This is a genomic window from Archangium sp. (assembly GCF_036388035.1).
In the GTDB taxonomy this organism is placed as follows: domain Bacteria; phylum Myxococcota; class Myxococcia; order Myxococcales; family Myxococcaceae; genus Archangium.
The window spans coordinates 1-12,282 of record NZ_DASVSO010000842.1; the positions used below are offsets into that span (position 1 = coordinate 1).

The window sequence follows — 12,282 nt, forward strand, 5'->3', positions numbered from 1 at the left end:
CATGCAGCTGGCCACCAGCATGCTGGAGACGCTCGGCGCCGAGGTGCCTCCGCCGCCCCTGCCCGAGCCGCCCGTGGCGCTCGAGCCCCGGGTACCGAGCATGGAGATCATGCTCGGCCCGCTCGACGAGCTGGAGTCGCCGCCGCCCTCGCTGCCCCCGCCCGTGCCCGTGGCGCCGCCCGTGCCCGTCGTCTCCGCGGCGCCGCACATCCCCTCCATGCCCCGCGCCAGCGCGAGGCCCCCACCCTCGGCCCCGGCCAAGACGCCCGCGCCCCTCCCGGGACTGGCGCCCAAGGTGGCGGGACGCCCCGGCACGCTCATCATCAGCGAGGACATGTTCAACGACATCCTCGTCGAGGAGAGCACCCCCGGCGGATCCGGTAGGAAATGAGCATGACGGGCGGCGACAGCTCCCTGCCGGCCCGCTTCGGCCGCTACGTGCTGCTCAGTCACCTGGGCCGCGGCGGCATGGCGGACATCTACCGGGCCCTGGCGCTCGGCGCCGGCGGCTTCGCCAAGCAGGTGGTCGTCAAGCGCGTGCTGCCCGAGGCCACCCGGCAGGAGGCCACGGTGAAGATGTTCATCGAGGAGGCGCGGCTGTCGGGCCACCTCCAGCACATGAACATCGCGCAGATCTTCGACTGCGGAGAGCACCAGGGCGAGTTCTTCATGGCCATGGAGTTCATCCATGGGCGGGACTTGCACGACCTGATGCGGCGCATGGCGGCGAGGGGACAGGGCATCCCCGTGCACATCGCCTGCTACATCGCCCTGGAGGTGCTCAAGGGGTTGGACTACGCGCACCGGGCGCGCTCGGCGGCGGGCGAGCCGCTCCACCTCGTGCACCGCGACGTCAACCCCACCAACATCATCGTCTCCTTCGAGGGAGAGGTGAAGCTGCTGGACTTCGGCGTGGCGCTCACCGGGGAGGGCAACTCCGACGTCGCCGTCAACGTGCGCGGCAAGCCGGGCTACATCCCCCCCGAGCAGCTCAACCGGAAGAAGCCGGACGCGCGCGGCGACATCTTCGCCCTGGGCATCACCCTCTACGAGCTGCTGGCCCGGCGCCCCGCCTTCAAACCCGGCCCGGTGATGGACGTGCTCAAGCAGACGCTGACGCTCAAGGTGCGGCCGCTGCGGCTCCAGGACTCGTCCCCCTTCCTGCCCGAGCCGCTGTGCACCATCGTCAACCGCTGCATCCTGGCCAACCCCGACGAGCGCTACCAGACGGCCGCCGACGTGCTCGATGCGCTGGACGAGTTCCTCCTGGCCGCCGGCCTGCGCGTGTCCCAGCGAGACCTCGCCGCGCTCATGGCCTCCTGCTACGAGCCGGAGGTCCGCACCCCGCCCGTGCTGCCCCCCATCTCCGAGGCGCTGATGGCCCGGGAGGCCCCCCCGGCCCCCGCCCCGGTCACGCCCCCCGTCTACGCGGTGCGGGAGCCGGATGGGCGCTCGCTCGCGAAGCTGGGCGAGGAGGACGTGCAGCTGCTCTTCGCCTCGGGGAAGCTGTCGCCGGAGGCACAGGTGTCCCAGGCCGGCGGCCCCTTCCTGCCGCCCTCGGCCTTCGCCCGCTTCAGCGCCGTGGCGGCCGCGGCCCGCGAGCGCCTCGAGGCCCGGCGCGCCAAGGCCCCCCCGCCGCGCTATGCCGGGGACCTCGGGCAGGTGCCCGCCGTGCGCGTCATCGCCCGGCTGATGCTCGCCAAGGCCACCGGCCGGCTCCACTTCGAGAACAACCGCGCCCACAAGGAGCTCTTCCTCAAGGCGGGGCAGGTCATCGCCGTGCGCTCGAACGTGGCCGCGGACCGCTTCGGCCCCTTCCTGCTGAGCACGGGCAAGCTGTCGCCGGAGCTGTGGTTCCGCGCGGTGGAGCACACCCGCCCCTTCTCCGGCCGGCTGCTGGACGCGCTGCTGGCCTCGCGCGCCCTCTCCCCGGCGGAGCTGGCCGAGTGGTCGCGCGACCACCGGCGCACCGTGGCGCTCGGCCTGCTCGGCTGGACGCGGGGCCGCTACGCCTTCTTCGAGCGCGAGCTGCCCGTCATCGACGGCACCGAGGAGAAGCTCGGCGGGCTGGCCCTGCTCAACGAGGGCCTGCGCGCCCACTACCCCCTGGAGCGGCTGGTGAGGGAGCAGGAGCCACTGCGCAACAAGCCCCTCTACCGCAACCTGGACGCCCCCGTGGTCGCCAGTGACCTGGCGCTCTCGGCGTCCGAGCTGCGCGCCGCCTCTCTGCTCAACAAGCCGGGAAATACCCTGTCCGGCGCCCTTGCGGAACTCAAGCGTCCGGAGGATGAAGTAGCGGTGCGCCGGGTGGCGCTCCTCTTCACGGAGATAGGGCTCCTGGCGCCGGCCTGAGCGGCACGCCAGGGATGGGGCGTATGGGAATCGTTCTCGGAATCGACCTGGGCACGACCAACAGCTGCATGGCCGTGGTCGACCCGGCCACGGGCCAGGCCCGTGTGTTGCCCAACCGCGAGGGCGAGCGCACCACCCCGTCCGTCGTCAGCTTCGACGCCTCGGGCAAGGTGACGGTGGGCAGCCCCGCGCGCCGCCAGGGCGCCCTGCACCCGCGCAGCACCCTCTTCGGCGTGAAGCGCCTCATGGGCCGGCGCTTCTCGGACCCGGCGGTGCGCAAGCTGATGCGGCTGCTGCCCTACGAGGTGGTGGCCGACCCCTCCGGCAACGCCGCGGTGCGCGTCCACGGCCAGGTGATGCGCCCGGCCGAGGTGGCCAGCCACGTGCTGCGCTACCTCAAGGAGAGCGCCGAGGCCCAGCTGGGCGAGACGGTGGAGGGCGCCGTCATCACCGTGCCCGCCTACTTCGACGAGGTGCAGCGCCAGGAGACGAAGAACGCCGGCCTGCGCGCCGGGCTGACGGTGCACCGGCTCCTCAACGAGCCCACCGCCGCCATGCTCGCCTGCCGCTTCGACGAGTCCCACCCGGAGAACATCGCCGTGTTCGACCTGGGCGGCGGCACCTTCGACATCTCCCTCCTCCATGTGGAGGAGGAGGTGGTGCAGGTGCTGGCCACCTGCGGCGACAACTTCCTGGGCGGCGACAACTTCGACGAGCTCGTGGTGGAGGCGCTGCACCGCATCTTCCTCAAGCAGACCGGGGTGGACCTGGCTGGAGATCCCGCGGCCCTCTGGCGGCTGAAGGAAGCGGCGGAGAACACCAAGCGCGCCCTCTCCGAGGTGGAGCAGACGGCGGTGGACCTGCCCTTCGTCGCCACCAGCCCCGAGGGCCCGCTGCACCTGTCCATTCCCTCCTTCCCACGCTCGCTCTTCGAGAACCTCGTGGCCAAGGAGCTGGAGCGGCTGCGCGCCCCGTGCGAGCAGGCCCTCCAGGACGCGGACCTCCAGGCCCGGGACATCCACCGCGTCATCCTCGTGGGCGGCATGACGCGCATGCCCGCGGTGCGCGCGCGCGCCGAGCAGTACCTCGGCCGGCCCGGGGAGCGCTCCGTCAACCCCGACGAGGCCGTGGCCGTCGGCGCCGCCCTCGAGGCGGACATCGTCGCCGGCGCCTCGCCGGAGCTGCCCCACGTGCTGCTGCTGGACGTGCTCTCGCGCAGCCTGGGGGTGCGCACCGAGGGCGGCCGCTTCAGCGTCCTCATCCCCCGCAACACCACCATCCCCGCGCGCGAGACGAAGGTGTTCGCCACCACCTTCGACAACCAGACCCACGTGGACATCGAGGTGTACCAGGGCGAAGCTTCCACCGTGGACGGCAACCGCTACCTCGGAGAGCTGCAACTGGCGGGACTGCCCGCCGCGCCGGGTGGCTCGGTGCGCGTGGCGGTGGACTTCACCATCGACGCGGATGGCATCCTCCAGGTCACCGCGCGCGAGCCCGCCACCGGGCGCAAGGCCGAGGCCCGCCTGCGCCCGCCCACCGCCAGCTCGCCCTGAAGGGGAGGCCCCATGTCCCAGGACTCCTCCCCCTTTCATGGCAAGAACCCCTTCGAGGTGCTCGGACTGCAGGGCACCGAGGACGCGCCCGCCATCCGCAAGGCCTTCCTGCGCATCGCCGCGCAGTCCCACCCGGATCGGCTCCGGATGAAGTCCGCGGAGGAGAAGGCCCAGGCGCTGGAGACCTTCCTCCTCGCCAAGAAGGCCTTCGAGCTGCTCTCCCAGCCGGACAAGCGGCGCGAGTGGAGCGAGCGGCTCACCCGCGAGACCCCGCGCACCCCCCTCGCGCCGGTGACGCCGCCCCGCACGCCCCTGGCGCCCCTGGTGCCGCCTCGCGAGGCCTCGAGCGCACCGGTGCGCGCCAGCCCCTCCCTCACGCCCGCGCTCGGCACCCCCATCGTCCCGCGACCCGGGATGCCCACCTCGCCCGGAGCGGCCGGCGCCCCGACGTCGCCCCCGCCCCGCACGCCCTCCGCTCCGGTGCTCCCTCCCGAGGTGAAGACCTCACCCGGCTCGCGCAGTGGCACCCTGCCCGCGGCCGCCGCGCTCCAGCTCTACAAGCTGGGCATGCTGGCCCTGGAGTCCTCGGACTACCCGAAGGCGTTCGACCTGTTCACCAAGGCCGCGAAGCTGGATCCCACGCCCCGCCACCAGGCCATGGAGCTGGTGGGCCGTGGCCACCAGTACCTCAGCACGCGCTTCTTCGATCGCGCGCGCGAGAGCTTCGAGCGCGCCCTCCAGCTCCAGCCGGACTGCCGCGAGGCCCGGGTGGGCCTCGACTTCCTCGACAAGCAGTCGGGCCGCTCCCTCAAGGGTCGCTAGCGCCCCGCTCCCTCACGGGAGGGTGAGGGTGCCTCTGTGGCCGTGCGCCTGACGCGCCACGTCACGCCGTGCGTCCCCTCCTCCAGAGCGCGGTCTCCCCTACCGGTGCGGTCACCTGTGTGAACTCAAGGTGAAAATGTAGCCACCAGTTGGAAAGGACCCTCAAATGTTGATAGACGGCCGCTCCGGCAGTGACCGCCGTTCGAGTGGCAACGTCCGTCGTGTCGCGAGCCACCCCCCTCACTCCGCCGGGAGGCCCCTCGTGCGTTCAGACGAAGCAGAAGTGGGCACTCCCAAGGATCTTCATTCCGCACAGCGCGGCTCCGCTGCGAATCCCCCGGTCCGCATCGACGCCGCCGGTTCCCGCTCACCCTCCAGGTCTTGCGAGGTTTCATGAAATCGCTTCGCCCACCCCACCTACTCAGGCTGATAGTCCTCCTCACCACGACCGTGCTCGCGTCAGGGGCCCTGGCGCAAGGCGTCACCGGTTCGGCGGTGACCGGGACCATTACCAACCAGGAGAAAAAAGCGCTCCCCGGCGTGGTGGTCCAACTGCGCAATGGAGCCACCGGGGCCACCTTCACCGCGGTGACGGGCTCGTCGGGCAACTACCTCCTCGACAACCTCCCCCCGGGAGGCCCGTACCTCTTCACGGCCTCGCTGGATGGCTACTACGGGCACACCCGCACCGGCATGCAGCTCGCGCTGGGTCAGCGCCTCACGCTCGACCTGGTGTTGCAGCCCTTCGAGGCGTTCGAGGAGGAGATGACGGTCGTGGCCCAGGAGGCCGATGCGCTCCAGGACCAGGGCCGCACCGGCCCCTCGATGACCATGAACTCCGCGGAGATGGCCCGGCTGCCCCTGCAGGGCCGCAACTTCACCGACCTCATCGCGACCACTCCGCAGGTGAGCGGCACCGCGATGGCCGGCCAGAACAACCGCTTCAACAACATCCAGGTCGACGGCGCGGCCTACAACGACCTCTTCGGCCTGTCGGGCTCGGGCACGCCGGGCGGCCAGGCCGGCGCCAAGCCCATCTCGATGGAGGCCATCCAGACCTTCGTGGTGCAGGTGTCCCCCTTCGACGTCCGCTACGGCAACTTCGCGGGCGGCATGGTGAACGCCGTCACCAAGAGCGGCACCAACGACTTCCACGGCTCGCTCTTCGGGTACGGGCAGAACAAGGCCCTCGCCGGCAAGCGGGATGATCCGACGTTCCTCGGCTACAGCATCTGGCAGTTCGGCGGCAGCCTGGGCGGTCCCATCGTCAAGGACAAGGTGCACTTCTTCGTCGCGACCGACCTCCAGGAGCGCAACTCGTCGTTCGGCAACCAGTTCCAGATCGGTGGCCAGAACGCGGAGGAGGACGCGGCCCGGGCGGGGTTCACCCAGGAGCAGGCCGAGCGGTTCACCCGCCTGCTCTCCGAGAAGTACGGCGTCAGCGACCCGGGGACCGCCCTGGCCCCGCAGCTGCGCAACCCGGACCGGAACGTCTTCGCCAAGATCAGCACGAGCGTCATCCCGAACAGCTACCTGGAAGTCTCGTACAACTTCGTGGGGGCGCTGCAGGACTCGCTGACCCGCTCGCCGACCGCTCCGTCCATTCCGAACCGCCTGCGCGACGGCTACCAGCTCTCCAACGCCGGCTACGCCCAGACGACCACCACCCATACCGCCCGGGCGAAGCTCACCTCGACGTTCCTCGACGGCCGGCTCTCCAACGAGTTCCTGACGGGCTTCTCCATCATCCGGGACGCGCGGGATCCCTCCTCGAATCTTCCGCTCATCCTGGTCAAGGCCGGCAAGCTCGGCGCGGCCGACTCGTGGCTGGCGGCGGGCGCCGAGCGCTTCTCCCAGCTCAACCAGCTGGACCAGGACATCTACCAGATCCAGGACAGCCTCACCCTGGTGGCCGGTGACCACCAGATCACCGCCGGGACGAGCACCGAGTTCTTCAAGCTCCGCAACGCCTTCCTGCAAGCGGCGACCGGCGTCTGGACCTTCGAGAGCCTGGATGACTTCGAGGCCGGACGGGCGAGTGCCTTCCAGCGTCGCTTCGGAGTCAGCCCGCGGCAGGAGCCGGGAACGGCCGCGTTCACCGTGACGCAGCCGGGCTTCTACCTCCAGGACAACTGGACGGTGTTCCGGGGCTTCACGCTCAATCCCGGCATCCGGCTCGACCTGCCGTTCCTGTCCAAGGCCAACACCAATGAAGCGCTCGTGAACAACGCCGCGCTCGCCATCGACACGAGCCAGGTGCCCAGCGGCAACCCCCTCTGGTCGCCCCGCCTGGGTTTCAACTGGGACGTGGAAGGCAATGCCAACACCATCGTCCGCGGCGGTCTCGGCGTCTTCTCGGGCCGGCCCCCCTACGTGTGGGTGTCCAATGCGTACAGCATCAACGGCCTCTCCCAGGTGGAGTTGACCTGCACCCGGGGCAACGCGGGGACCGGACCGGTCCCGGACTTCACCACCGATCCCAAGGCGCAGCCCTTCGACTGTGCCGGTGGGACCCAGCCGCCCTCGGCGCCCACCAACCAGGGCGAGATCGACTACTTCGACCGGAAGACGAAGTACCCGCAGAACTTCCGCGTGGCGCTCGGGGCGGATCGGCGCCTGCCCTTCGGCATCATCGCCACCGGTGACGTGCTCTACACGCGGGACATCAACGGCTGGTACACCACCGACGAGAACCTGGTGGCTCAGGGCCGCAGCGGCGAGAACCGGGAGCTGTACGGCACCTTCTCGACGGGTGGGACGCCGGCCAGCCCCAGCCTCCGCGTCACGCCCACCCGCCTCGACACGACCAACCTCGTGCAGGCCATCAGGGTGTTCAACAAGAACGGCGGGCAGGTCTTCAACGCCACCCTCCAGCTGCAGAAGGAGATCCGCGACTTCCTGGATGTCAGCGTGGGCTACAGCTTCACCAACGCTCGGGACCGCATCTCGCTCACGAGCACGCAGGCCCTCTCCAACTTCCAGTTCGCTCCCGTGGACGGGACGCTCGACAACCGGTTCCTCCGGCCGTCGGCGTTCGACCGCACCCACCGCATCACCCTCACCGCCACCGGGTCGCTGCCCTACGGCTTCAACGCGGGCCTCATCTACACGGGCCAGTCGGGCCTGCCCTACACCTGGAGCGTCAACGGGGACGTCAACGGGGACGGCATCAGCGGGAACGACCTGGCGTTCATCCCGGCGGATCCCAGCCAGATCTCCCTCCAGGACCCCACGCAGTACGAGGCGTTGAGCAAGTTCATCGACGGCCAGGACTGCCTCCGGGACGCCAAGGGCCGCCTGGTGCAGCGAGGCGAGTGCCGCAACCCGTGGCAGAACTTCCTCAACCTCCGGCTCGGCTGGACGTCGCCTGAGTTCATCAAGGGCCAGCGCCTGGAGCTGCAGGGAGACATCTTCAACGTCATGAACCTGATCAATCCCGAGTGGGGCCTCTTCGAGCAGGACGCCAACTTCGAGACCCACGCCGCGCAGTTCCTGCGCGCGGTCGGTTATGACAGGGACAACAACCGCCCGATCTACACCTTCACCGAGCCCAGCGCGGTGAGGACCACGGTGTTCAGCCCCACCCTCTCCCGGTGGCGGATCCAGCTCGGCGCGCGGTACGTCTTCTAGGCAGCGCCCGCGCCAGACACGGTGTGAGCCCGGGGCCCTCCGCGAGCAATCGCGGGGGGCCCCTGGTTTTTATACGGTGCCTCCATGTCCCTGCCGCGCTCACGCCGCCTCCTCGTCCCCCTCCTGCTGACCCTCGCCTGCGCCGCGCCGGCCACCGCGGTGCGCGCCCCCGCCGGCCCGCCCGAGCTGGTGCTGGTGGAGAGCAGCCCGGTGGAGACGACGCTGGACCACCCGGACATTCCCGACGCCCATGAGGTGTGGCCCGAGATGGTCAACGGGGCCACGCGGACGCTGGACATCGCGCAGTTCTACGTGAGCAACGCGCCGGGCAGCCGGCTCGAGCCCGTCATCCAAGCCATCGAGGCGGCGGCGGACCGGGGCGTGAAGGTGCGGCTGCTGGCCGAGGAGAAGTTCTACAAGACGTACCCGGAGACGCTGGAGCGGCTGGCGAAGCGGCCCGGCATCGAGCTGCGCCGGCTGGACACGGCGAAGTCCATGGGCGGCGTGCTGCACGCGAAGTACTTCGTGGTGGACGGGCGCGAGGCGTTCCTCGGGAGCCAGAACTTCGACTGGCGCGCGCTGGAGCACATCCAGGAGCTCGGGCTGCGCCTGCGCGTGCCCGAGGTGGTGCGCTCGCTCGCGGACGTCTTCGAGCGGGACTGGGCCCTGGCGGCGGGAGGCTCGGCGCCGGCCACCGCGGCGGTGGGAGGCCCCTTCCCGGCGCGCTTCGCGGGAGGCACGGTGGGGGTGACGCCCGCGCACAGCCCCGAGGGCCACCTGCCGGACCCGGGCACGTGGGACCTGCCCAAGCTGGTGCGGCTCATCGACGGGGCGAAGCGCTCGGTGCGGGTGCAGCTCCTCACGTACCGGGCGAAGGCGCGGGACGGGAAACCCTTCCCCGAGCTGGACGAGGCGCTGAAGCGGGCCGCGGCGCGCGGGGTGAAGGTGGAGCTGCTGCTGGCGGACTGGGGCAAGCGCAAGGGCACCATCGAGGGCCTGCAGGCGATGCACGCGCCGCCGGGGCTGACGGTGAAGCTCGTCACCATTCCCCCGTGGTCGGGCGGGTTCATCCCGTTCGCGCGCGTGGTGCACGCGAAGTACATGGTGGTGGACGGCGAGCGGGCGTGGCTCGGCACGAGCAACTGGGAGCGCGACTACTTCACGCACAGCCGCAACGTGGGCGTCCTCGTGGAGGGTGAGGCCTTCGCGAGCCAGCTCGAGCGCTTCTTCGCCGATGGCTGGTCGAGCCCCTACGCCGCCGAGGTGGACCCGAAGGCCACCTACACCGCGCCAAACATCGGCGGCACGCCGTAGGCCCGCGGCTCAGATTCGCGAAGCGCCGATGGGCAGGTGGCGCAGGCGCTCCAGCTCCTCGCGGGTGAGGGGGTCCTCCCCGCGCAGGAAGCGCTCCAGGTGGCCCAGGGAGTCGACACCGAAGAAGAGCTCCCCCTCGGCCACGAGGGTGGGGACGCCGAAGCCCCCCAGCGCGAGCAGCTCCTCCGTGTTGCGGCGCACCTGATCCTTCACCTCGGGCGTCCGGGCCTCCGCGAGCAGCACCGACGCATCCAACCCCACCGAGGACACGACCGAGACCAGGCGCTCCGGCTCCATCAGCCCGCCGCCCCCGGCCCACATCGCCGAGAAGAGCGCGGAGGCGAGCCGCAGCCGGGCCTCCGCGTCCCGCACGGCCACCGTCATCCGGAGCGCGGGCAACGGGTTGAAGGGGTGCGCCTCGGGCATGACGAAGGGCACGCCGAGCTCGTGGGCGATCCGCCGGGTGTGCTTGTAGATGTAGAAGCGTTTGCTCGGGACCTCCGCGGGCCCCATCGTGCCGAGCGCGTTGAGCACGCCCGCGAAGAGCACTGGCACGAGCTCCACCGTGCGGCCATGACGCTCGGCCAGCGCCGGGAGCTGAGTCCACGCGAGATACGAGTACGGCGAGACGTAGTCGAAGAAGAAGCGGAGCGGAGCGCGGTTCATGGCACGGACTCTAGCGGGTGGGCGAATCGCAGTGCGGATTCGCCGCCCGTCGACCAGAATGTCCGCGAACCTCCAGGACACCCCATGCGCCCGACCCGACTGTTCCTCGCCCTGCTCGCGCTTCTCGGCACCGCGTGTGCCACCACGGCGCGCGAGGTTCTCGCCTCCACCTCCTCGTCCGCCGCCGTGGCGGAGCAGCGGGCCTTCCTCTGGGAGGTGACGCGCCCGGGCGCTCCGGACAAGCCGCTCTACCTCACCGGCTCGGTCCACATGGGGAGGCCCGGCCAGTTCGTCTTCCCTCCCTCCCTGGAGGCCGCGCTCGCCCGCTCGCAGGCGCTGGTGGTGGAGTTGGACCCGGCCAAGGTGGCCCCGCGCAAAGCCCAGCAACTGCTGATGCTCCTGGGCCTCTACACCCCGCCCGACACCCTGAGCGCGCACCTGAGCCCCGAGACCCGCGCGCTCCTGCCCGAGGCCCTCCAGCGCGTGGGGCTCTCCCCGGAGACCGTCGAGCGCATGCGGCCCTGGTTCGTGTTCATGACGCTCTCCGTGCTGGAGCTGCAGAAGGCCGGCTACTCGGAGGCGGGCGGCATCGACCGGCTGCTGTTGAACCGGGCGCAAGCCGGCAACAAGGCCATCGTGGAGCTGGAGACGATCGAAGGCCAGCTGCGGATGCTCGCCAGCTTCTCCGACGAGGTGCAGGACCTCATGTTGAGGGAGCAGCTCCAGGGCGCCGCCCAGATGGCGACCAGCATGGCGCGCATGGCCACCGCGTGGGAGGGCGGCAACCCCGAGGCCCTGAGCCAGCTCCTCTTCGAGCAGAAGGACGACCCCGCCTACCGCCCCTTCTACGAGGCCCTCTTCTACGCGCGGAACCGGCAGATGGCGGACCAGCTCGTCGCGCTGTTCGACAAGCCGGAGACGCACTTCGTCGTGGTGGGCGCCGGCCACGTCGTGGGTGAGCAGGGCCTGCTCGACCTCCTGGCCCGCAGGGGCTTCCAGGTGCGCCAGCTTCCCCGCGAGCCCTGAGTCGGACTCAGTCCCCCTCGCCCTCCGTCACCTTCTCGCCGAGGCTCTGCAGGCGGGAGTAGAGACGGCGGCGGGTGATGCCCAGCAGCTTCGCCGCCGCCGTCTTGTTGCCCCCCGCCCGCTCCAGCGCCGCGTACAGCAGCTCGCGCTCGAAGGCGTCCAGGTTGAAGCCCTCGCCCAGCACGTCCGCCGCTCGCACCGCCTTGCCTCCGCCGCGCGACAGCGAGGGGCCTCCCGGGCCCACGTGCTCCGCCTGGATGTCCCCCTCCCCCGACAGGATGAGCGAGCGCTCCAGCGCGTTCTCCAGCTCGCGCACGTTGCCCGGCCACGCGTGGCCCGTCAGCCGTGCCTCCGCCTCCTTCGACAGCTTCGACACCGGCAGCCCCCGCCTGGACAGGAAGGCCCGCGCCATCGGCACGATGTCCTCCCGCCGCTCCCTCAATGGCGGCACCTCGATGCTGAAGACATTCAGCCGATAGTAGAAGTCCTCCCGGAAGCGCCCCTCACGCACCGCCTCGGCCAGGTCCCGGTTCGTCGCCGCGATGACCCGCACGTCCACCTTGCGCGCCTGCGTGCTGCCCAGCGGCACGAACTCGCGCTCCTGCAGGAAGCGCAGCAGCTTCACCTGCGTGGCCGGCGTCACCTCGCCAATCTCGTCCAGGAACAGCGTGCCCCCGTCCGCCGCCGCCAGGTGTCCCGCCTTGCGCTCCGTGGCTCCCGTGAAGGCGCCCTTCTCGTGGCCGAACAGCTCGCCCTCCAGCAGCGTCTCCGGCAACGCCGCGCAGTGCACCTCCACCAGCGGCCCCGCCACGCGCTTGCTCGAATAGTGGATGAGCCTCGCGAGCTGGCTCTTCCCCGTCCCGCTCTCCCCCAGCAGCACCACGCTCGCGTCGCTCGCCGCCACCTGCCTCGCGGA

8 protein-coding genes and 1 pseudogene are annotated in these 12,282 nt (G+C 70.8%); 7 read left to right on the forward strand and 2 right to left on the reverse strand.

Annotated features, from left to right (window positions below):
• The 6 genes and pseudogenes from VF697_RS34685 to VF697_RS34710 form a co-directional block, all read left to right on the forward strand.
• Positions 1-391, forward strand: a pseudogene (locus tag VF697_RS34685) (hypothetical protein); the annotation flags it as partial.
• 2 nt (positions 392-393) lie between these two features.
• Complete coding sequence (locus VF697_RS34690) at positions 394-2,352, forward strand: serine/threonine-protein kinase (protein WP_331101806.1); 1,959 nt, start codon at positions 394-396, stop codon at positions 2,350-2,352.
• A 23-nt stretch (positions 2,353-2,375) separates the two neighbouring features.
• A complete protein-coding gene (locus VF697_RS34695) occupies positions 2,376-3,908 on the forward strand; it encodes an Hsp70 family protein (protein ID WP_331101808.1) in 1,533 nt (510 codons plus the stop codon).
• A 12-nt stretch (positions 3,909-3,920) separates the two neighbouring features.
• The gene (locus VF697_RS34700) at positions 3,921-4,730 is read left to right on the forward strand and encodes a J domain-containing protein (RefSeq protein WP_331101810.1); all 810 of its coding nucleotides are present in this window, start codon (positions 3,921-3,923) and stop codon (positions 4,728-4,730) included.
• A 495-nt stretch (positions 4,731-5,225) separates the two neighbouring features.
• Entirely contained in the window at positions 5,226-8,360 is a 3,135-nt protein-coding gene (locus VF697_RS34705; protein ID WP_331101812.1) for a TonB-dependent receptor, read from the forward strand.
• An 84-nt stretch (positions 8,361-8,444) separates the two neighbouring features.
• Entirely contained in the window at positions 8,445-9,674 is a 1,230-nt protein-coding gene (locus VF697_RS34710; protein WP_331101814.1) for a phospholipase D-like domain-containing protein, read from the forward strand.
• Positions 9,675-9,683: 9 nt separating this feature from the next.
• Here VF697_RS34710 and VF697_RS34715 read toward each other — a convergent pair whose 3' ends face one another.
• On the reverse strand, positions 9,684-10,340 hold the full coding sequence (locus VF697_RS34715; protein ID WP_331101816.1) for a 2-hydroxychromene-2-carboxylate isomerase: 657 nt from the start codon (positions 10,338-10,340) through the stop codon (positions 9,684-9,686).
• Between the two features lie 84 nt (positions 10,341-10,424).
• Between VF697_RS34715 and VF697_RS34720 the strand changes: the two genes are divergently transcribed.
• Positions 10,425-11,366, forward strand: coding sequence for a TraB/GumN family protein (locus VF697_RS34720; RefSeq protein WP_331101817.1), 942 nt, complete (start codon positions 10,425-10,427; stop codon positions 11,364-11,366).
• A 7-nt stretch (positions 11,367-11,373) separates the two neighbouring features.
• Here the strand turns inward: VF697_RS34720 and VF697_RS34725 are convergent.
• Positions 11,374-12,282, reverse strand: a 909-nt coding sequence (locus VF697_RS34725; protein WP_331101819.1) for a sigma-54 interaction domain-containing protein, incomplete at its 5' end; no start/stop codon positions are given.